The organism is Streptomyces sp. SKN60 (assembly GCF_026236535.1).
Lineage (GTDB): Bacteria > Actinomycetota > Actinomycetes > Streptomycetales > Streptomycetaceae > Streptomyces.
Window position 1 is genome coordinate 58382 of record NZ_JAHTMW010000007.1, and the last position, 20819, is coordinate 79200.

The 20819-nt window shown below is 73.2% G+C and carries 14 protein-coding genes; 2 read left to right on the forward strand and 12 right to left on the reverse strand.

Going from position 1 to position 20819, the window contains the following annotated elements:
• Positions 1-114 precede the first annotated feature (114 nt).
• The 9 genes from KV205_RS13510 to KV205_RS13550 all read right to left on the reverse strand — a co-directional run bounded on the left by KV205_RS13510 (position 115) and on the right by KV205_RS13550 (position 14398).
• Positions 115-1419, reverse strand: a complete 1305-nt coding sequence (locus tag KV205_RS13510) for an RIP metalloprotease (RefSeq protein WP_265864525.1) — start codon at positions 1417-1419, stop codon at positions 115-117.
• Positions 1416-2666 (reverse strand): 1-deoxy-D-xylulose-5-phosphate reductoisomerase, encoded by a 1251-nt coding sequence (gene dxr / locus KV205_RS13515; protein ID WP_265864527.1) that lies wholly within the window; start codon positions 2664-2666, stop codon positions 1416-1418. The genes KV205_RS13510 and dxr overlap by 4 nt, the downstream gene beginning before the upstream one ends.
• A 34-nt stretch (positions 2667-2700) precedes the next feature.
• On the reverse strand, positions 2701-3954 hold the full coding sequence (gene aroA, locus KV205_RS13520) for a 3-phosphoshikimate 1-carboxyvinyltransferase (RefSeq protein ID WP_265864529.1): 1254 nt from the start codon (positions 3952-3954) through the stop codon (positions 2701-2703).
• Between the two features lie 105 nt (positions 3955-4059).
• Positions 4060-5988 carry an acyl-CoA dehydrogenase family protein gene (locus KV205_RS13525; RefSeq protein ID WP_265864531.1) on the reverse strand — a complete coding sequence of 643 codons (1929 nt, stop codon included), beginning with the start codon at positions 5986-5988 and terminating at the stop codon, positions 4060-4062.
• Positions 5989-6131: 143 nt separating this feature from the next.
• Positions 6132-7577 carry an aldehyde dehydrogenase family protein gene (locus KV205_RS13530; RefSeq protein WP_265864533.1) on the reverse strand — a complete coding sequence of 482 codons (1446 nt, stop codon included), beginning with the start codon at positions 7575-7577 and terminating at the stop codon, positions 6132-6134.
• A gap of 164 nt (positions 7578-7741) precedes the next feature.
• The gene (locus KV205_RS13535; protein ID WP_265864535.1) at positions 7742-9043 is read right to left on the reverse strand and encodes a PQQ-binding-like beta-propeller repeat protein; all 1302 of its coding nucleotides are present in this window, start codon (positions 9041-9043) and stop codon (positions 7742-7744) included.
• Positions 9044-9115: 72 nt separating this feature from the next.
• A complete protein-coding gene (locus KV205_RS13540) occupies positions 9116-10093 on the reverse strand; it encodes an EamA family transporter (RefSeq protein WP_265864537.1) in 978 nt (325 codons plus the stop codon).
• A gap of 91 nt (positions 10094-10184) precedes the next feature.
• Positions 10185-11783 (reverse strand): PucR family transcriptional regulator, encoded by a 1599-nt coding sequence (locus KV205_RS13545; RefSeq protein ID WP_265864538.1) that lies wholly within the window; start codon positions 11781-11783, stop codon positions 10185-10187.
• Positions 11784-11902: 119 nt separating this feature from the next.
• Positions 11903-14398 carry an ATP/GTP-binding protein gene (locus tag KV205_RS13550; protein WP_265864539.1) on the reverse strand — a complete coding sequence of 832 codons (2496 nt, stop codon included), beginning with the start codon at positions 14396-14398 and terminating at the stop codon, positions 11903-11905.
• A gap of 255 nt (positions 14399-14653) precedes the next feature.
• Between KV205_RS13550 and gabT the strand changes: the two genes are divergently transcribed.
• Both gabT and KV205_RS13560 read left to right on the forward strand, forming a co-directional pair.
• Complete coding sequence (gabT, locus tag KV205_RS13555) at positions 14654-15988, forward strand: 4-aminobutyrate--2-oxoglutarate transaminase (RefSeq protein WP_265864541.1); 1335 nt, start codon at positions 14654-14656, stop codon at positions 15986-15988.
• Between the two features lie 109 nt (positions 15989-16097).
• On the forward strand, positions 16098-16850 hold the full coding sequence (locus KV205_RS13560; protein ID WP_265864543.1) for a phosphatase PAP2 family protein: 753 nt from the start codon (positions 16098-16100) through the stop codon (positions 16848-16850).
• On the opposite strand, the gene KV205_RS13565 is transcribed toward KV205_RS13560, so the two are convergent.
• The 3 genes from KV205_RS13565 to KV205_RS13575 form a co-directional block, all read right to left on the reverse strand.
• On the reverse strand, positions 16819-18627 hold the full coding sequence (locus KV205_RS13565; protein WP_265864545.1) for a chitinase: 1809 nt from the start codon (positions 18625-18627) through the stop codon (positions 16819-16821). The two genes, KV205_RS13560 and KV205_RS13565, sit on opposite strands and share 32 nt — an antisense overlap.
• An 89-nt stretch (positions 18628-18716) precedes the next feature.
• Complete coding sequence (locus tag KV205_RS13570; protein WP_265864811.1) at positions 18717-19235, reverse strand: hypothetical protein; 519 nt, start codon at positions 19233-19235, stop codon at positions 18717-18719.
• A 141-nt stretch (positions 19236-19376) separates the two neighbouring features.
• Positions 19377-20795 carry an FAD-binding oxidoreductase gene (locus KV205_RS13575; RefSeq protein WP_265864547.1) on the reverse strand — a complete coding sequence of 473 codons (1419 nt, stop codon included), beginning with the start codon at positions 20793-20795 and terminating at the stop codon, positions 19377-19379.
• Between the last annotated feature and the right edge of the window lie 24 nt (positions 20796-20819).

Below are 20819 nucleotides of genomic sequence, written 5' to 3' on the forward strand. Positions count from 1 at the left end.
CCAAGGTGTGGTTCATCGGGCGCGTCGGGCTCAGGTCTTCGAGCTCAGGTCTTCGAGATTACCGCTCCTGCGGCGGGCGGCCGGACACCACGGGGGTGTCCGGCCGTGGGCTCGCTAGGTCAGCTTCACCGGGTTGACGATGTCGGCGACGAGGACGAGCAGGGTGAAGCAGACGAACACGCCCGCCACCACGTAGGCGGCCGGCATCAGCTTGGCCACGTCGAACGGGCCGGGGTCGGGCCGCTTGAAGATCCGCGCGGTGTGGCGGCGGATCGACTCCCACAGGGCGCCGGCGATGTGGCCGCCGTCGAGCGGGAGCAGCGGGAGCATGTTGAACAGGAACAGCGACACGTTGAACATGACGACGAGGTTGAGGAAGAACACCAGCCGGGTCTGCGGCGGGGCCTCGATGGCCATCAGTTCGCCGCTGATCCGGGCGGCTCCGACGACGCCGACGGGTGAGTCCTTGGCGCGTTCGCCGTCGCCGAAGGCGGCGTTCCACAGGGCGGGGATCTTGCCGGGCAGGGCGATGACGGACTCGACGCCGGCCTGGAGCTGGTCGGACATCCGGTCGACGGACTGGCCGAAGGTGAGCGGCTGCACCTCGGTCTTGGAGGCGAAGCCGAGGTAGCCGGCGGGCTCGGTCCGCAGCGGCTGGATCACCCGGCCGTCGGCGTCCTTCTTGTAGACGTCGTTCTTGATCAGCGTGGGGTGGAGGTCGATCCGCTGGCCGCCGCGTTCGACGGTGACGGTGGCGGGGCCGATGGTGGCGCGGATGCGGTCGGAGAGGGTGTTCCAGTCGGAGACCGGGGTGCCGTTGAAGGCGACGATCTTGTCGCCGTCCTTGAGGCCGGCGGCGAAGGCGGGCGAGACCGGGTCGCCGCTCTGGCACTTCTCGCGCTTCTCGGACTGGGCGATGACGCACTTCTGGACGCCGGCGACCTTGGTGGTCTGGGTCTCGAAGCCGATGGCCATGGCGCTGCCGAAGAACAGCACGACGGCGAGCACCAGGTTCATGAAGGGTCCGGCGAACATGACGATGACGCGCTTCCACGGCTTGCGCGTGTAGAAGAGGCGGTCCTCGTCGCCCTCCTGGAGTTCCTCGAAGGAGGCCTCGCGGGCGTCCTCGATCATGGAGCGCCAGGGGGAGGTGGAGCGGGCCTCGATCCGGCCGTCCTTGCCGGGCGGGAACATGCCGATCATCCGGATGTAGCCGCCGGCGGGGATGGCCTTGACGCCGTACTCCGTCTCGCCCTTCTTCCGCGACCAGATGGTGGGGCCGAAGCCGACCATGTACTGCGGCACGCGGATGCCGAACAGCTTGGCCGTGGACAGGTGCCCCAGCTCGTGCCACGCGATGGAGACGAGGAGTCCCAGCGCGAACAGCACGATGCCGAGGACGGTCAGGAGTGTGGTCATGCGCGCGCCTCCGCGATTGCCTTCGCCGCGAGTTCCCGGGCCCGGGCCCGTGCCCAGGTCTCCGCTTCCAGGACGTCCGACACCGTGAGCGAGGTTCCCCGGGTGGGCCGGCCGTGCTCGGTGACGACTGCGGTGACCGTATCCATGATTCCGTTGAACGGCAGCTTTCCGGCGAGGAAGGCGTCCACGCACTCCTCGTTGGCGGCGTTGAAGACGGCGGGCGCGGTGCCGCCGAGCTCGCCGACGTGCCGGGCCAGGTTCACCGCCGGGAAGGCCTCGTTGTCGAGCGGGAAGAACTCCCAGGTGGAGGCCTTGGACCAGTCGAAGGCGGGGGCCGCGTCGGGGACCCGCTCGGGCCAGCCGATGCCGATGGCGATGGGGCCGCGCATGTCGGGCGGGGTGGCCTGGGCGAGCGTGGAGCCGTCGGTGAACTCGACCATGGAGTGCACGTACGACTGGGGGTGGACGACGACCTCGATGCGGTCGAACGGGATGTCGTAGAGCAGGTGGGCCTCGATCACCTCCAGGCCCTTGTTCACCAGGGTGCTGCTGTTGACGGTGATGACCGGCCCCATGGCCCAGGTGGGGTGGGCGAGCGCGTCCTCGCGGGTGACGCCTTCGAGGTCGGCGCGGGTGCGGCCGCGGAAGGGGCCGCCGGAGGCGGTGACGACGAGCTTGCGGACGTCGGCGCGGGTGCCGGCGGCGAGCGCCTGGAAGAGCGCCGCGTGCTCGGAGTCGACCGGGATGATCTGGCCGGGCTTGGCGAGCGCCTTCACCAGCGGGCCGCCGACGATCAGCGACTCCTTGTTGGCGAGCGCGAGGGTCCGGCCGGCCTCCAGGGCGGCGAGGGTCGGCGCGAGGCCGATGGAGCCGGTGATGCCGTTGAGGACGGTGTGGCAGGGCGAGGCGGCGAGTTGGGTCGCCGCCTCGGGCCCGGCGAGGATCTCGGGAAGCGACTCGGAGCCGTAGAGCGCCTTCAGGGCATCCGTGAGCTCGCCGACCGCGTCCTCGCGGGCGACGGCGACCGTGCGGACCTTCAGCCGGTGCGCCTGCTCGGCGAGCAGCCCGATCCGGCCGCCGGAGGCGGCGAGGGCGGTGACCCGGAACCGGTCGGGGTTGCGCAGGACCAGGTCGATGGCCTGGGTGCCGATGGACCCGGTGGAGCCGAGGACGACGATGTCCCGGCGGCCTTCGGACACGTCGAAGGCGATGTGCGGGTCGGCGAGAGGAGAGGGGCGGTCGCTCATGCCCCCCATTCTTGCCGCAAAGACCGTGCGGCTTTCACAGGGCCTGTGAGAAGCGGGCGAAAACGGGGTGGAAGTCCGGGAAGGTCTTCCGTACGCAGCCGGGGTCGTCGAACGTGATCCCGGGGGTGCGCAGGGCGGTGACCGCGAAGGACATGACGATGCGGTGGTCGCCGTGGGTGGCGATCTCGACGGGTCCGGCCGGGGTGCCGGGCCGGATCTCGATCCAGTCGGGGCCGGTGGCGACGTCGATGCCGAGCCGGCGCAGGTTCTCGGCGCAGGCGTCGAGCCGGTCGCACTCCTTGACCCGGGTGTTGGCGACGTCCTCGATGCGGACCGGTCCTTCGGCGAAGGGCGCGAGGGCGGCGAGGGTCGGCATGGTGTCGGAGATGTCGCGCATGTTCACGGTGAGGCCGCCGAGGCGTCCCGTGGAACGGACGGTGGTGGCCCGGTCGGTGATCTCGACCTCGGCGCCCATGCGGCGCAGCACGTCGACGAAGGCGAGGTCGCCCTGGAGGGCGCCGGTGCCGAGTCCGGGGACGGTGACCTCGGCGCCGGGGACGAGGGCGGCCGCGGCGAAGAAGTACGAGGCGGTCGAGGCGTCCGGCTCGATGGCGTACGTACAGGCGCGGTAGCCGGTGGGGGCGACAGAGTAGGTACGGGTGCGGCCGTCGGCGCCGTCCGCGCGGGTGATCTCGGCACCGAAGGCCCGCATCATCGCGAGGGTGATCTCGACGTACGGCTCCGAGACCAGGTCGGTGACGGTGATGTCGAGGCCCTCGGCGGTGAGCGGGCCGAGCAGGAGCAGGGCCGTCAGGTACTGGGAGGACTGCCCGGCGTCCAGGGTGAGCGCCCCGCCCTTGACGCCGTGGGCGTGCACGGTGAGCGGGTGGTGGCCCTCCCGCTCGCCGTGGGTGAGCCGCACTCCGAGTTCCCGCAGGGCGGTGGTGAGCGGCCCGAGCGGCCGGCGGCGCATCTGTGCGGAGGCGTCGAAGCGGAAGGTGCCGTGCCCGGCGGCGGCGAGCGCGGGCAGGAAGCGGGCGGTGGTGGCGCCGTCCCGGCAGTACACGTCGGCCTCGGCGACCCCGGGCCCGGCGGGCCGGCCCTCGATGTGCCAGGCGCCGGGCTCCTGCCGTACGGCATGGCCGAGGGCCTTCAGGCCCTCGGCGAAGCCCTCGCTGTCGTCGGAGTGCAGCGGCCGGAGCAGCGTGGTGGTGCCTTCGGCCGCGGCGGCGAGGAAGAGGGCGCGGGCGGTGACGGACTTGGAGCCGGGGATGTCGATGACGGTCACGCCCGCCAGTCTGCCGTGGCGGGCGGGCCGGTCGCGGCCCGGTCCGGTGGGTGGACGGAGCGGTCCGCGGAGTCCGGCGCCTCGCGGTCGTCCTCAGCCGGTCTTTCAGGTGATCTTCCGGTGGAGGTTCTCCTTCTCCGACGGGCCGGGGGTGGTGTCGGCGATCCAGGGGCCGTCGTCGCTGGGGTCGAGGATGCCCTCCTCCAGCCAGGTGTACGAGCCGGCCAGGACGCCGTCGACGACGCGGCGGTCCAGGTCGTCGGTGTTGGCCCACAGGCGCCCGAACAGCTCCTCGATCCGCAGCCGGGACTGCCGGCAGAAGGCGTCGGCGAGCTGCCGGGCCTCGCGGCCGTGCGGGCCGGTGGTGCGCAGGAGTTCGGCGCGGACGCAGACGGCGCTCATGGCGAAGAGTTCGGCGCCGATGTCGACGATCCGGCCGAGGAACGCCTGCTTGAGCTCCATCTTCCCCTGCCAGCGGGACATCGCGTAGAAGGTGGAGCGGGCCAGCTTGCGGGAGGTGCGCTCGACATAGCGCAGATGGCTGGCGAGCTCGCCGAACTCCCCGTACGTGCCCGGGAGTTGTCCCGGTCCGGCGACGAGCTTCGGCAGCCAGCGGGCGTAGAAGCCGCCGGCCCGGGCGCCCGCCCTGGCCTTGTCGGCGAGCGGCTTGTCGGGGTCGATGAGGTCGCCGGCGACGGAGAGGTGGGCGTCGACGGCCTCGCGGGCGATCAGCAGGTGCATGATCTCCGTCGAGCCCTCGAAGATCCGGTTGATGCGCAGGTCGCGCAGCACCTGCTCGGCGGGGACGGCGCGTTCGCCGCGGGCGGCGAGCGAGTCGGCGGTCTCGTAGCCGCGGCCGCCGCGGATCTGGACCAGTTCGTCGGCGATCCGCCAGGCCATCTCGGAGCCGTACAGCTTGGCGAGGGCGGCCTCGATGCGGATGTCGTTGCGGTCCTCGTCGGCCATCTGGGAGGCGAGGTCGACGACCGCCTCCAGGGCGAAGGCGGTGGCGGCGATGAAGGAGATCTTGGTGCCGACGGCCTCGTGCCGGGCGACCGGCTTGCCCCACTGCTCGCGTTCGGCGGCCCATTCGCGGGCGATCTTCAGACACCACTTGCCGGCCCCGGCGCAGGCGGCGGGCAGCGAGAGGCGGCCGGTGTTGAGGGTGGTGAGGGCGATCTTCAGTCCGGCACCCTCGGGGCCGATGCGGTGCGCGGCCGGGACCCGGACCCCGTGGAAGCGGGTGACGCCGTTCTCCAGGCCGCGCAGGCCCATGAAGGCGTTGCGGTGCTCGACGGTGATGCCGGGCGAGTCGCCCTCGACGACGAAGGCGGTGATGCCGCCCTTGTGTCCCTCGGAGGCGGGCACCCGGGCCATGACGACGAGCAGGTCGGCGACGACGCCGTTGGTGGTCCACAGCTTCACGCCGTCGAGGACGTAGGTGTCGTCGCCGTCGGGGACAGCGGTGGTGGCGAGCCGGGCCGGGTCGGAGCCGACGTCGGGCTCGGTGAGCAGGAAGGCGGAGAGGTCGCTGCGGGCGAGCCGGGGCAGGAAGGCGTCCTTCTGCTCCTGGGTGCCGAAGAGCTTGAGCGGCTGCGGCACGCCGATCGACTGGTGCGCGGAGAGCAGCGCGCCGAGCGCCGGGCTGACGGAGCCGACGAGGGCGAGCGCGCGGTTGTAGTACAGCTGGGTGAGGCCGAGGCCGCCGTACTTCGGGTCGATCTTCATCCCGAGCGCGCCGATCTCCTTGAGGCCGCGGACGGTCTCGTCGGGGATGCGGGCCTCGCGCTCGATGCGCGCGCCGTCGACCCGGGTCTCGCAGAAGGCCCTGAGGGTGGCGAGGAAGGCCTCGCCGCGCCGTACGTCCTCGGCGGCGGGCAGCGGGTGGGGGTGGATGAGGTCGAGGCGGAACCGGCCGAGGAAGAGCTCCTTGGCGAAGCTCGGCTTGTGCCAGTCCTGCTGGCGGGCGGCCTCGGCGACCTGCCGGGCCTCGCGCTCGGTGACCTTGGGCGGCCGCTGGGTGGGTGCGGACATGGACGCCTCCTTGGGCTTCCTGTCCGTCGTACCCGATTTCGGGGGGTTCGGAAAGACGAAGGGCGGCCCGAGCCCCCGCACAGTGGGCTCGGACCGCCGGTCTCTTCGTCCGTACGGAGGTACGGGCCGGGGAGGCGTTCGGGTTAGAGCGCGAGGCCCGTCAGGACCAGGACGCGCTCGTAGGTGTAGTCGTCCATCGCGAACTTGACGCCCTCGCGGCCGACGCCGGAGCGCTTGGCGCCGCCGTACGGCATCTGGTCGGCGCGGTAGGACGGGACGTCGCCGACGATCACGCCGCCGACCTCGAGGGTGCGGTGGGCGCGGAAGGCGGCCTGCACGTCGTGGGTGAAGACACCGGCCTGGAGACCGAAGTCCGAGTCGTTGACGGCGGCGAAGGCCTCGGCCTCGCCGTCGACCTTGGCGATCGTGAGGACCGGGCCGAAGACCTCGGCGCGGGCCAGGGTGACGCCGGCCGGGAGCTCGGTGAGGACGGTCGGGGCGTAGGAGGCGCCCTCGCGCTTGCCGCCGGCGAGCAGCTTGGCGCCGGCCGCGACGGCCTCGTCCACCCAGGACTCGACGCGCTTGGCGGCGTTCTCGTCGACGAGCGGGCCGACGTCGGTGGCGTCGTCCGCCGGGTCGCCGGTGACCTGGGCCTCGACGGCCGCGACGATCTTCGGCAGCAGGCGGTCGTGGACGGAGGCGTCCACGATCACGCGCTGCACGGAGATGCAGGACTGGCCGCCCTGGTAGTTGGAGAAGGTGGCGATCCGGGTCGCGGCCCAGTCCAGGTCGGCCTCGGAGGACCAGTCGGACAGGACGACGGCGGCGGCGTTGCCGCCGAGCTCCAGGGTGCAGTGCTTGTGCGGCACGGACTCCTGGATGGCGAAGCCGACCTTGTCGGAGCCGGTGAAGGAGATGACCGGGAGGCGCTCGTCCTGGACGAGGGCGGGCATCCGGTCGTTCGGCACGGGCAGCACGGACCAGGAGCCGGCCGGCAGGTCGGTCTCGGCCAGGATCTCGCCCAGGATCAGGGAGGAGATCGGGGTGGCCGGGGCCGGCTTGAGGATGATCGGGGCGCCGACGGCGATGGCCGGGGCGACCTTGTGGGCGCCGAGGTTCAGCGGGAAGTTGAACGGCGCGATGCCGAGCACGACGCCCTTGGGGATGCGGCGGGTCAGCGCGAGCCGGCCCACGCCGCCGGCCTCGGTGTCGAGGCGCTGCGCCTCGCCGGCGTTCCAGCGGCGGGTCTCCTCGGCGGCGAACCGGAACACGGACACGGCCCGGCCGACCTCGCCGCGCGCCCACTTGATGGGCTTGCCGTTCTCGGCGGAGATCAGCTGGGCGATCTCCTCGGTGCGCTCGGCGAGCCGCTTCGACACGTGGTCGAGGGCGGCGGCGCGCACGTGCGCCGGGGTCGCGGCGAACTCGTCGACGACGGCGTGCGCGGCGGCGACGGCCTCCTCGACCTGGGCCTCGGTGGGCACGCTGACCTTGCCGACCAGACGTCCGTCGTACGAGTTCGTGACGTCGAAGGTGGCCTCGCCGGTGGCCTCGCGGCCGGCGAGCCAGAAGGCGTGGGTGGTCGTCATTGCGTCCCGGCCCTTTCGTAGGGGGTGTACGAGGAGTGCCCGAGGGGTGCCTCGCGCTCTGCTGACACGGTAGGGCGAACCGGGCGGACAGGCGCTTGTCCGCGGTGGAGTGGTGGGGCGGGTGCTCCTGTCCGCTTTGGCCCAAGCGGGCGGGAGCAGGCCCGTCACCAGGTCCGGTACGCCGAGAAGGGCCGGCGGTTGAAGTCGTTGCCCCAGCGGACGGCGATGTACCGGTCCTCGTACCGGAACAGGCCGGTGAGCTTGTCGTTGCCGTCGTCCGTGTCGCGGTCGAAGGTGCGCTCGTCCACCGTCTCGCCGGTGGCGGAGTCATAGACGTAGAGCCCGTCGAGGCCCTTCCGCTCGCGGGTGAAGATCGTCACGCGGCCGCCGCCCACGTGCAGTGCCGTGACGTTCTGGTTGGCATAGAGGCGGTCCGAGCTCCAGGCTTCGTTCCCGCTCGCCAGGTCGTAGGCGACGACGCCGCCGGAAGCGACGAAGAGCTTTCCGTCGACGACGGCCACCTGGCCGCCTCGGGCGTCGATCTGCCCCTGACGGCGGCCGTCCGGCCCGAAGGCGATCCAGGCGTCCACGCCGTGGTCCCCCGGCTCCTGGACCTTCAGCACCGTCGGTTCGGCGGACAGGAAGGACATGAAGGAGTCCGGGGCGACGGGCCGCCGGGCGCCCAGCGGAACGGCCCACCGGACCGCGCCGTCGGCCGGGTCGAAGGCGGCCAGCTTCGCCTCGGTCGCGCACTGGAGGGCGGCGAGCACCCGCCCGGACGCGACGGCGACTTCGCGCGGGAGGCAGCCCTTCGGCACGGCGGCCTTCCAGCGCGGGGCGCCGGTGCGCAGGTCGAAGGCGCGCAGCGCCTGGTCACCGGGGAGCACGGGCCGCGTATGCCGGTCGGGCGCGGCGTTCCACTCCTCGTCCTCGTCGCGGAGCACGGCGAGGCCGGCACCGGTGGCCAGGACGTCGTCGGCGTACTTCGGGTCGGCGTCGCCGTGCCTGCGGGTGGTGCGCCACAGCTCGTGGCCGTCCTTCAGGTCGATCGCGGCGACCGTGCCGCAGCCCTTGCCGTCTTCCATGAGGCCGATCAGCGCGACGGAGTCGGCGGCGGCGGTGCTGGTGGCACAGATTTCGGCCCGGCCGGGCACGGCGTACTCCCAGCGCCGCTTCCCCGAACGCGCGTCGAAGGCGGTGACGGCGTCGAAGCGGCTGCGGACGACGGTGTCGCCGACGAGCCAGGCGCGATTGCCGTACTCGGCGGCGACGCGGTCGTACGGCGTGTCCCAGACCCGCTCCATCGCGTCGCCCGGCATACGGCCCAGTTCGGAGGCGACGCAGGAGGAGAGTCCTCCGACGAGGGCGAGCCCGATGAGAACGGCGACCAGGCAGCCGAACACCCCCCGCCACGTGGCCGGCGGCGCCCCGCCGTCGCCGCCGCCGTCGTTCGTACGCCCCGCCATACGGATCCCCACCCCTGACTCCCGGGCCGCTCCCCCGCGACCGCCGACGGCCCACAGCGTAGGCGGAGTCGATCAGCGGCGCCGCTCCGTCGAGACGATCAGGCAGACGCCCGCCACGACGATCGCGCCGCCGAGCACGATCGGCCAGGTCAGCGTCTCGCTCAGGATGAGCGCGCCGAGGGCGACGGCGACGACCGGGTTGACGTAGGCGTAGGCGGCGACGAGCGAGAGCGGTGCCGTGTGGAGGAGCCAGGCGTAGGCCGTGAAGGCGATCAGGGAGCCGAAGACGATGAGGTAGGCGAGGGCGGCCCAGGAGCGGCCGGTGACCGCGGAGGGGTCGAAGCCGTGGTGTTCGCCGCGGAGCAGGGCGACGCCGAAGCCGGCGAGGCCGCCGGCGATCATCTCGTACGCGCTGGCGGTGAAGGGGTTCGCGGGCATCTCGATCCGCGAGGACGCGAACGAGCCGGTCGACCAGGCCAGCGTGCCGAGCACCACGAGGACCACGCCGCCCGCCTGCACCTCGCCGCTGAGCCCGGGCAGCATCAGCACGGCGAGCCCGGCGAGGCCGAGCAGCACCCCGGCGAGGCCGCCGGCGCTCGGCCGCTCACCGGAGCAGGCCTTGAGGACCACGACCCAGGCGGGGACGACCGCGATGAGCAGCGCGGCCAGCCCCGAGGGCACGGAGGTCTCGGCGAGGACGACCAGGCCGTTGCCGCAGAGCAGCAGCAACAGGCCGACGAGCGCCGCCGACGCCAGCTGCCGCCGGGTCACCTTCAGGGCCGCGGGCCCCTGCCGCCAGGCGACGACGCCCAGGAGGATCACGCCGGCCGCCACGAACCGCATGCCCGCCGACAGGAACGGCGGCAGGCTCTCCACCACGACCCGGATCCCGAGGTAGGTCGAGCCCCACACCACGTACACGATCCCGAGAGCCACCCACACGGCGGCGGGTATGCGCCGGCCGGTGGCGGGGCCCAGGGCGGGGGCATCGGTGGCGGTGGGGGTCGGGGTCGGGGCGGAGGCGGCCGGATCGGCGGCGGGGCTTGTCATGCGCAGGAGATTACGGAGCGAGGGGCTCCTGGGCCAGGAATTCTGCCCGCCATCGGGCAGGACGCGGGGAAACCGGGCCGATCCCCCGTTCTCAGTCCTTCGAGCGGGGCGTCGCCGCGGTCGACGGCGGAGGCGTGTCGCCCGTCGCCTTCAGCGCCAGCCACAGCTCCATGCGCACGTCCGCGTCGTCGAGCGAGCGGCCGAGGATCTCCTCGACCCGGCGCATGCGGTAGCGCAGGGTGTGCCGGTGCACGCCGAGGTCGGCCGCGGCGGCGTCCCACTGGCCGTGCCGGGAGAGCCAGGCGCGCAGCGAGGCGACGAGGTCGCCGCGGCCGGTGGCGTCGTGCTCGTACAGGGCGCGCAGCAGGCCGTCGGCGAAGGCGCGGACGGCGTCGTCGGCGAGCAGCGGCAGTACGGAGCCGGCGGCGAGCTCCTCGTGCTCGACGAGGGCGCGGCCGCGCCGCCGGGCGACCGACAGGGACTGCTCGGCCTGCTTGTAGGCGGCGCCCGCGGCGATCGGGCCGGTCGGGGCGGAGAGTCCGACGACCAGGCCGGCCTCCTCGGCCTCGCGGCTGGCGTAGCCCTCGCACGCGGTGACGACCGCTCCCCCGTCGCCGGCCAGGACGACCAGCCGTTCGCCGCCCTCCGGCCCCTCGGGCACGGTGAGCGCCGACTCCCCGGCCCGCGCCGCCGCGGCCTCCAGGGTCTCGGCGAGCACGGCGAGCGGCGACTCGCCGTCCTTCGGCTCGGCCGGCACGGGCTCGGCGATCAGCAGCCGGAAGGGCGCGTCGAGCAGCCCGCCGTACAGGTCGCCCGCCACCGCCCGGGCGTGGTCCGGCTGCCCGGCGAGCAGCATCCGCAGCACGGCCGCGCCGAGTCGCTGCTCGGCGGCCTGGAGCGAGCGGGACCGCTCGGTGGTGAGGGTGAGGAGGGCGATGGCGGAGTGGACGGCGTAGCGCTCGGCTGTGCCGAGCGGCGCGCCCGTGCCGACCGCGAGCGCGCCCCGCACCCGCCGCCCGGTGCCGAGCGACTGCAGTTCGATCCGGTCGTCCGTGCCGCCGACCACGGCGCTCGCGGGCGCGGGCCGCTCCCGCAGCCGCTCCACGTCGGGCGTGAGCCGGGCCGCCCGCCGCGCCGCCCACTCGGGCGCCACGGCGATCACGGTGCCGGAGGTGTCGTACAGCGCGGCCCAGCCGTCCACGTGCGCGGCGAGCCGGGCGACGACCGCGTCCGGGCCCTCGGCGAGCGCCGCCCGGGTCAGCTCGCGCTGCGCCTCGAAACCGGCGGTCACGGCCCGGTACTGGTCGGCGGCGATGGCCGCCGAGACCGCCTTGCTGATGGCGAGGAACGGCGTCCGCCGCGGCACTTCGAGCAGCGGCAGATGCTCGTCGCGGGCCGCTTCGAGCAGCGCGCCCGGGATGTCCTCGTAGTTGACGCCGACGGCGAAGCCGAGGCCGACGACCCCGGCGCCGAGCAGCCGCCGCACATAGCGCCGCATGGCCTCCGGGTCCTCGGCGTCAAGGGTGAGCGCGGTGGTGAGCAGCAGCTCGCCGCCCTCCATGTACGGGACGGGGTCGGCGAGCTCGCTGACGTGCGCCCAGCGCACGGGGGTGTCGAGGCGGTCCTCCCCGGCGCGGACGGTGAGTTTGAGCGCCGAGTGCTGGACGAGCGAGGCGAGGGTGGGCGGCATTGGGGACCGTCGGACCTTAGAGGTTCTGGGGGAGGGAGCGCGTCGGGCGTGGGGAGGGCGCGGGCCGCCCGTGGGGGCGGCGTGCTCCCGATTCTGCCAGCCCGCCCGGCGCCCCGCCGTCAGCTCCGCAGGTCCACGAGCAGCGGCGGGGTGTGCTCGCCGCGCACATGGGTGAGGGAGAGGACGGCGTGGCCGGGCGGCACCTCGTGCGCGAGCTCGGAGGCGGACCACCGCTCGCGCTCCACCTCCCGTACGGTCACGGCTTCCGTGGTGACGGCCTTGCCGGTCATCAGCTTGCGCAGGGCGTGCAGGGCGCGGGTCATCGGCTGGTCGGCGAAGACGGTGTGGTGGGCGACCTCGGTGGTCTCGACCCGCTCGGTGCCCCAGGCCTCGGCGAAGGCCCGCCCGTCCCAGTTGGGGATGCCCGCGAGGGCCATCCGGCAGCCGACGCCGGCGAGCAGCGGGCCGTGCAGTTCGGCGGGCACCTCGGCGAGGGTACGGAGCGCGAGCACCGCCCCGGCGTTCTGCGGGCGCAGCCGCTGCAGGCCCCGTACGGTCCCGGGGGTGAGCGCCCCGGCCGCGTCGTCGAGCACCAGGCAGGCGAAGTGGCCGCGCGGCGAGCGGTCCCGGACGACGGTCTGGAACTGGGCGAGCAGCAGCCGGTTCAGGAGCCGGGCGGCCTCCTCGTGGGCGCCGTCGTCGGGCAGACAGATCCGTACCCGTACGGGGTGCTGGGCGACGGCCCGCAGCGAGAACGGCCGGGTGTCCCCCTTGTCCGTACCGCCGTCCGTGCCGAAGAACTCGGCGAAGGCCGGGCGGTCGAGGGCCGCGAGCCGGTCGGCGAGCACGGGGCCGAGGTCGGTGGCGGTGCCGACCTGCCGGATCCGCGAGTCGAGTTCGCGGCGCATGGTCGGGGCGCCGTCCTCGGGCAGCAGGTCGTGCAGGGTCCGCAGGGTCTCGGGGCGGGCCTCCAGGAGCTCGCGAAGGACCGGGACGGTGGGGAAGCGGCCGTACGCGGCGCGGTACGGGCCGACCAGCTGGGCGAGCACGGTGGCGGCGCGGCGGGTCTCCACGCCGGGCATGTCGCCGACGAGGCCCTCGGCGAGGAAGGCGGCGGCCTCGTCGGGGTCGGTGGCCCCGGCGTACAGGTCGAGGTCGTGCGCGGAGGCCGGGTCGCCGAGCCGGATGACGACGTCGTAGGCCGTGTCGGGGCCGAGCGGGGCGCCGGCCCCGGCGACGGCCACGACGGAGGTGGCGCCGGCGAGGGCCTGGAGGGTGAGCGACTCGACGACGGGGGCGACCAGGGCGCGGGTCTTGCCGGAGCCGGAGGGGCCGACGGCGAGCAGCGAGGTGCCGAGCAGCCCGGGGTCGAGGGCGAGGCCGGCCCGCCGGTACGGGTGCGGGGTGCGCTCGCCGTCCGCGTAGCGCCCGACCCGGACCTGTCCGAGCAGCAGGTCGTGGGGGGCGGCGCGGCCCGGCAGGTCCCGCTCGCCGGAGGGGTGCGCGCCGGCGGCGGCGCCGTCCCGGAGCAGCTTCCCGACGAGGGCGGCGCGGCGCACCTGGTCGCGCTCGCTGTCCCGCCAGGCACGGTTCACCCGGGCGCAGTCGACGTCGTTCATGCGCCCCTCGGCGACCTCGGCGGCGAGCACGTCGGCGGCCCGCTGCTCGCCGGCCGCGCGCAGGGCGGGCCACTGGGAGGGCGGGACGACGGGGCCGGTGGGTGTGCTGGGGACGGCGGGTGTCTTGCGGGCGCGCCGGGCGCGGAGCAGGCCCGGCCAGTCGCCGAGGCGGGCGAAGGGCCAGAGGACGAGGAGGGTGATCAGGGTGTAGAGGGTGTAGACGGCGAAGGGGGAGGCGAAGACCTCGAAGCCGCCGGTGAGCAGGGCGAGGAGGGCGAGCACCGGGCCCACCACCGGCAGCGGGTCCCAGTCGAGCCCGAAGGCCTCCGGCCAGACGAGGACGAGGGCGCCGAAGGCCGCGGCGCCCGCGGCGGCGGCTCGGGTGGCGGGACGGAAGCGGCCGAAGTAGTGCCGGACGATCGTGCGCCAGGAGCCGAGGAAGCCGATGGCGGAGACGAGCGCGGCGAAGAACAGTCCGTCGTAGATCATGCGGGCCGCGGTGCCGTGCCAGTCGACCGGGCTGGTGGTGGCCGGCCAGAACCAGCCGTCGGGGGTGAGCAGCCAGAGCAGCTCGGTCTTGTAGGGGAAGAGGTTCGAGAGCCAGGCGCTCCACAGCACCAGTCCGATCGCCACCGGGATCAGCATCCCCGCGACCGTCACCGGCGCGAGCCGCTCCGGCGGCTCCGCCACCTCCTCGTGCCGGTACCGCCAGATGCCGACCCCCGCCTCGGGCCGTGGCGCGTCCAGCCAGGCCGCGACCCGGCTCACCGGGCCCCCGGACGCGCCCGGCGCGCCCACCGGCTTCGGCGGCACGGAGGGCACGGGCGGGGCCGCGGACGGCACCGGGGGCACGGGCAGGGCCGCGGACGGTGCCGGGGGCACGGACGGCACCGGCGGGTGCACGGGTGGCGGAACGGGTGCCTCCGGCGGGGTGGCCGGGCGGGGGACGCCCGCGCCCCGGGTGTCGCTCGGCTCGTACGTACCGTCGGTCTCCATGAACCCCTGCCCCCTGACCAGCCAGGTCGCCGCCACTGTGCCACCGTCAATCTAGTGGGCCCGGGCCGCCCCGGAGGGGATTCGCCGGACCGGCGCCCGAGCTCCGGCCCGTACGCCGCCATGTCCACCACGGACAACGACACACCCCGCAACACTCCCTATCGGCGCATGCCTCTCCCCCTCCGCCGCGCCTAGCCTGCGGAGGAAACCCGCAAGTGCGTCCAGAACACCCCCGGAACATCCCAGGAGCCCCGCATGAACGCTGTCCCGCAGGAGCGGCGCGTCGTCACCGCCATCCCCGGCCCGAAGTCGCAGGAGCTTCAGGCCCGCCGCCTCGACACGGTCGCCGGTGGCGTGGGCTCCACGCTGCCGGTGTTCACCAAGCGGGCCGGCGGCGGCATCATCGAGGACGTCGACGGCAACCTGTTGATCGACTTCGGTTCCGGCATCGCCGTGACCTCCGTGGGCGCCTCCGCCGAGGCCGTCGTGCGCCGCGCCTCCGCGCAGCTCCAGGACTTCACCCACACCTGTTTCATGGTGACGCCGTACGAGGGTTACGTGGAGGTCTGCGAGGCGCTGGCCGAGCTGACCCCGGGCGACCACGCCAAGAAGTCGGCCCTGTTCAACTCGGGCGCCGAGGCCGTCGAGAACGCGGTGAAGATCGCCCGCTCGTACACCAAGCGCCAGGCCGTCGTCGTCTTCGACCACGGCTACCACGGCCGTACGAACCTCACCATGGGCATGACGGCGAAGAACATGCCGTACAAGCAGGGCTTCGGTCCGTTCGCGCCCGAGGTCTACCGCGTGCCGGTCGCCTACGGCTACCGCTGGCCCACCGGCGCCGAGAACGCCGGCCCCGAGGCCGCCGCCCAGGCGATCGACAACATCACCAAGCAGATCGGCGCCGACAACGTCGCCGCGATCGTCATCGAGCCGGTGCTCGGCGAGGGCGGCTTCATCGAGCCGGCCAAGGGCTTCCTGCCGGCGATCGTGAAGTTCGCCAACGACAACGGCATCGTCTTCGTCGCCGACGAGATCCAGGCCGGCTTCTGCCGCACCGGCCAGTGGTTCGCGTGCGAGGACGAGGGCATCGTCCCGGACCTGATCACCACCGCCAAGGGCATCGCGGGCGGTCTGCCGCTCGCCGCCGTGACCGGCCGCGCCGAGATCATGGACTCCGTGCACGGCGGCGGCCTCGGCGGCACCTACGGCGGCAACCCGGTCGCGTGCGCCGGTGCGCTCGGCGCCATCGAGACCATGAAGGAGCTCGACCTCAACGGCAAGGCCAAGCGCATCGAGGAGGTCATGAAGGGCCGCCTCACCCAGATGCAGGAGAAGTTCCCGGTCATCGGTGACATCCGCGGCCGCGGCGCCATGATCGCCATCGAGCTGGTGAAGGACCCGGCGACGAAGGAGCCGCACGCCGAGGCCGCCGCCGCGCTCGCCAAGTACTGCCACAACGAGGGCGTGCTCGTCCTCACCTGCGGCACGTACGGCAACGTGCTGCGCTTCCTGCCGCCGCTGGTCATCGGCGAGGACCTGCTCAACGAGGGTCTGGACGTCATCGAGGCCGCGCTCGCCACGATCTGACAGGCGTGCAGCGACTTCTGACACCCTGTGTGAAGAAGCTGTGGGGGGCCGATGGCGGGATGGAGTTCCGGCTGTCGGTCCCCCTCCTCGTGCCGTACGGTTTCTGCAGATGAGAGAAACACCCTGGGCGGAGCCTCCCCAGCCCCGTCCGCACCGTGCCTTCGCGCACACCACTGGAGCCCTGGGCTCCGGAACTCCTCACCGATCGGATGGCCGCCCGCCCCACACCCCCCGGGGCGCGCGGCAGCCCGGTCCAGGCGACCGCCCCGGAACCACCCCCCCTGTTCCGGGGCTGTCGGCTGTCTTCTGGGCGGTCGTCGTCCTCTCCGTCGCCACCTGGCAGGTCCTGGTCCGCGGCCCGCTCGCCCGGCTCGACGAACGCCTCTCCCGCGCCCTGGTGGACACCGTCCCGCGCGGTCTCTCCGAAGCCGCCTCCGACCTCGGCGACATGACGGTCGCCCTCCCGGTCCTCGCCGCCGCCATGGCGTACGCCGCCTGGCGCGGCCGCCGGCTCGCGGCCCTGTACGCGGGCCTCGCGATGGCCGCCGTCCCCCTCCTGGTGATCCCCCTGAAGGAGTGGACGGCCCGCCCCGGCCCCCTGGAGCCCTGGGCCCACGGCTACTACCCCTCCGGCCACACGGCCACGGCGCTGGTCGCGTATTTCGGCGCAGCCTTCCTGGTGTCCCGACGCCTGGTGCCCGTCGCCGCCGTGCTCACGGCGGTGACGGGTACCGGTCTGGTCCTGCGGGGCTTTCACTGGCCGCTGGACGTGCTGGCCAGTCTCTGCCTCGGGGTGCTGATCCTGCGGGTCAGCTCCACGTGGCAGCGCTCTACGGGAAGTACGAGTCGAAGTTCCGGCTGAACTCCCAGCCGTTGTAGCGGTCCCAGTTGATCGACCAGGTCATCAGGCCGCGCAGGCCGGGCCAGCTGCCGTGGGTCTGGTAGCTGCCGCAGTTGGTCTTCTTGGTGAGGCAGTCCAGGGCCTTGTTCACCTCGGACGGGGTGGTGTGGCCGTTGCCGGCCTGGGTGGAGGCGGGGAGGCCGATGGCGACCTGGTCGGGGCGGAGGGCCGGGAAGACGCGGTCGGTGTTGCCGGCCACCGGGAAGCCGGTGAGCAGCATGTCGGTCATGGCGATGTGGAAGTCGGCGCCGCCCATGGAGTGGTACTGGTTGTCGAGGCCCATGATGGAGCCCGAGTTGTAGTCCTGGACGTGCAGCAGGGTGAGGTCGTCGCGCAGGGCGTGGATGACCGGCAGATAGGCGCCGGCGCGCGGGTCCTGGCCGCCCCAGGGGCCGGAGCCGTAGTACTGGTAGCCGAGCTGCACGAAGAAGGTCTCCGGGGCCATGGTGAGCACGAACTTCGTGCCGTACTTGGCCTTGAGGGTCTTCACCGCGGAGATCAGGTTGACGATGACCGGGCTGGTCGGGTTGCGGAAGTCGGTGTCGCCGGTCTGCAGCGAGAGCGAGTGGCCCTCGAAGTCGATGTCGAGGCCGTCGAGGCCGTACTCGTCGATGATCTTCGAGACGGACGAGACGAAGGTGTCGCGGGCGGCGGTGGTGGCGAGCTGGACCTGGCCGTTCTGGCCGCCGATGGAGATGAGGACCTTCTTGCCGGCGGCCTGCTTGGCCTTGATGGCGGCCTTGAAGTCGGCGAGGGACTCCACGTTCGGGCACTCGGTCTGCGGGCACAGGCTGAACCGGATGTCGCCGGAGGTCACCGAGGTCGGCTCGCCGAAGGCCAGGTTGATGACGTCCCAGGAGTCGGGCACGTCGGCCATCCGGGTGTAGCCGGAGCCGTTGGCGAAGCTGGCGTGGAGATAGCCGACGAGGGCGTGCGCGGGCAGCTGGCCGCCTCCCCCACCGCCGCCTCCGGAGGTGGTGGTGGCGGTGACGGCGGTGGACTTCGCCGACTCGCCCGCGCTGTTGGCGGCGGAGATCTGGAAGCTGTACGCGGTGGCGGCCGCGAGCCCGGTGGCGGTGTACGAGGTGCCGGTGACCGTCCCGGCGAGCGCGCCGTCCTTGTAGACCTTGTACGAGGTGGCGTTGGCGACGGCCGGCCAGGACAGGCTCACCGAGGAGGAGGTCGTGGACCCGGCGGTGAGCCCGGTCGGGGTCGCCGGTATCTGCACCGGGTCGCCGCCGGGGCCGAGCAGCGACAGGTCGTCGGCGACGTAGGCCCCGGTGCCGTACCAGCCGTGGGTGTAGAGCGTCACGGAGGTGGTGGACGCGCCGGTGGTGAAGCTGGTGGTGAGCTTCTGCCAGTCGGGGGCGGACTGGGTCCAGGTGTAGGGGTCGCCGGTGGCGGCGCCGGTGCCGGACGCGCCGAGGTAGACGTAGGAGCCGCGCACCCAGCCGCTGAGCGTGTAGGTCGAGTTGGGCTTCACGGTGACGGTCTGGGAGCACTTGGCGTTGTCGTTGCCGGCCGGGGTGGCCTGCAGGGCCTTCGTCCCGCCGTGCACGGGTGAGGACACGACGGCTCCGCTGCCGGCCGTACAACTCCAGCCGTCCAGGCCGGATTCGAAGCCTCCGTTGCGGGCGAGTTCGGTGTCGGCGGCCTGGGCGAGGGGCGTCAGGGCCACGAGGCCGCCGGCGGCGAGCACGCCCGCCACGACGAGGGAGAGAGGTCTGGTGCGGGCCACAACTGCCTCCGGAGGTGGGGGAATCGAGGGGGAGCGCGCACAGCATGGTCCAGACCAATCGAGTGGTCAAGACCTCTGGACGCGACCGGTCACCCTTCCCCGCGGGCCAGTTGCCCGGCGGCCTCGTGCATCGCCAGTTCCAGCAGGGCGGCGTCGGTGAGGGTGCCCGAGGCGTCCGGGGTCACCAGCCAGCGCACCCCGCCGGTCACCCGGCCCGGGTACGGGACGACGATCCAGGTGCCGGGGCCCGCGCTGCGCACACCGGTGCCGAGCCAGCGGGCGGCGGTGCCCGGTGGCACGAAGAAGCCCATCCGGGAGTCGCCGAAGTCGGCCAGGACCGGGCCCGGCCGGTCGACGAGCCGGGTGAGCACGTCGAGCGTGGGATAGCCCAGCTCGGACGGCAGGATCAGCACGTCCCAGCGGCGCCCGGCGGGCAGCAGGGCGACCCCGTGCGGGTTGCGCTCCCACTCCCAGCGGCAGGCGTCGGGGTCCGGCGCGACCGAGGCGAGCCACTCCACCACGGCCCTGGCGCCCGCCGCACCGGTCCCCGCACCGGAACCGGTGCCCGCGCCCGAACCGGTTCCCGTCCCCGTACCCGTACCAGTCATCACGAAAAGCCCTCTCCTCGTACGGACCCGCCAGGTGCGGTGTCCGTACGGAGAGAGGGCGCGGGCCCGCGGCTATGACGCGGGTTTCCCACCTGTCGATTGTGACCTGCGTCACATTCCTTCACATGCCTCGCGAGTGCGTCAGCTGTCGAAGCCGAGCCCCAGCTTGTCCATCGTCTTCAGCCACAGGTTCCGCCGGCCGCCGTTCTCGTCGGCGCGCGCGAGCGACCACTTGGTCAGCCCGATGCCCGCCCAGGCGATCGGCTCCGGCGGGAACGGCAGCGGCTTCGAGCGCACCATGTCGAGCTCGGTCCGCTCGGTGCGCTCCCCCGACAGCAGGTCCAGCATCACGTCGGCGCCGAAGCGGGTCGCGCCCACGCCGAGGCCGGTGTATCCGGCGGCGTACGCCACCTTGCCCTGGTGGGCGGTGCCGAAGAAGGCCGAGAAGCGCGAGCAGGTGTCGATCGCGCCGCCCCAGGCGTGGCTGAAGCGCAGGCCCTCCAGCTGCGGGAAGCAGGTGAAGAAGTGCTGGGCCAGCTTCAGATAGGTCTCCGGGCGGTGGTCCATCTCGGCCGCCACCTTGCCGCCGAAGCGGTAGACCGCGTCGTAACCGCCCCACAGGATGCGGTGGTCGGCGGTGATCCGGAAGTAGTGGAACTGGTTGGCGGAGTCGCCGAGGCCCTGCCGGTTCTTCCAGCCGACCGCCGCCAGCTGCTCGGCGCTCAGCGGCTCCGTCATCAGCGCGTAGTCGTACACCGGGACGGTGTAGTGCCGCACCCGCTTGACCAGCGACGGGAAGACATTGGTGCCGAGCGCGACCCGGCGGGCCGCGACCCGGCCGTACGGCGTGCGCACCGCCATGCCGCCGCCGGCCGGCAGCAGGTCGAGCGCCGGGGTGTTCTCGAAGATCCGCACGCCGAGCTCGCGGCAGGCCCGCTTGAGGCCCCAGGCCAGCTTGGCCGGGTGCAGCATGGCGACCCCGCGGCGGTCCCACAGGCCGCCGAGGAAGGTGGGCGAGTCGACCTCGGCGCGCACCGCGTCGCGGTCCAGCAGCTCCAGGCCGCCGGCCAGACCGAGTCCTTCGGCCTCCTCGTACAGCTCGTGCAGCTCGTCGAGCTGGTACGCCTCGGTGGCCACGTCGATCTCGCCGGAGCGCTCGAAGTCGCAGTCCAGGGAGTAGCGGGCGACGGCGGCCTCGATGGCGTCGAGGTTGGCCTCGCCCATCCGCTCCAGCTTCGCGAGCTCCCGCGGCCAGCGGGCGAGCCCGTTGCCGAGGCCGTGGGTGAGGGAGGCGGCGCAGAAGCCGCCGTTGCGGCCCGAGGCGGCCCAGCCCACCTCGCGGCCTTCGATGAGCACGACGTCCCGGGAGGGGTCGCGCTCCTTGGCGAGGAGCGCGGTCCACAGTCCGCTGTAGCCGCCGCCCACCACGAGCAGGTCGCAGCGCTCGGTGCCGGTGAGGGCGGGCAGGGCTCCGGGCTTGCCGGGGTCTTCCAGCCAGAAGGGGACGGGCTGGGCGTCGGAGAGAGATTGTGCAGCGAGACGCATGGCGACTGGGGCCATGGTTTCCAACTCCTTCGGTGCCCG

Coding starts and splice junctions, on each gene's coding strand:
- KV205_RS13575 (WP_265864547.1), bottom strand. CDS start 20,795: ATGGCCCCAGTCGCCATGCGTCTCGCTGCACAATCTCTCTCCGACGCC.
- gabT (WP_265864541.1), top strand. CDS start 14,654: ATGAACGCTGTCCCGCAGGAGCGGCGCGTCGTCACCGCCATCCCCGGC.
- dxr (WP_265864527.1), bottom strand. CDS start 2,666: ATGAGCGACCGCCCCTCTCCTCTCGCCGACCCGCACATCGCCTTCGAC.
- KV205_RS13535 (WP_265864535.1), bottom strand. CDS start 9,043: ATGGCGGGGCGTACGAACGACGGCGGCGGCGACGGCGGGGCGCCGCCG.
- KV205_RS13510 (WP_265864525.1), bottom strand. CDS start 1,419: ATGACCACACTCCTGACCGTCCTCGGCATCGTGCTGTTCGCGCTGGGA.
- KV205_RS13545 (WP_265864538.1), bottom strand. CDS start 11,783: ATGCCGCCCACCCTCGCCTCGCTCGTCCAGCACTCGGCGCTCAAACTC.
- KV205_RS13560 (WP_265864543.1), top strand. CDS start 16,098: ATGAGAGAAACACCCTGGGCGGAGCCTCCCCAGCCCCGTCCGCACCGT.
- KV205_RS13570 (WP_265864811.1), bottom strand. CDS start 19,235: ATGACTGGTACGGGTACGGGGACGGGAACCGGTTCGGGCGCGGGCACC.
- KV205_RS13525 (WP_265864531.1), bottom strand. CDS start 5,988: ATGTCCGCACCCACCCAGCGGCCGCCCAAGGTCACCGAGCGCGAGGCC.
- KV205_RS13530 (WP_265864533.1), bottom strand. CDS start 7,577: ATGACGACCACCCACGCCTTCTGGCTCGCCGGCCGCGAGGCCACCGGC.
- KV205_RS13540 (WP_265864537.1), bottom strand. CDS start 10,093: ATGACAAGCCCCGCCGCCGATCCGGCCGCCTCCGCCCCGACCCCGACC.
- KV205_RS13550 (WP_265864539.1), bottom strand. CDS start 14,398: ATGGAGACCGACGGTACGTACGAGCCGAGCGACACCCGGGGCGCGGGC.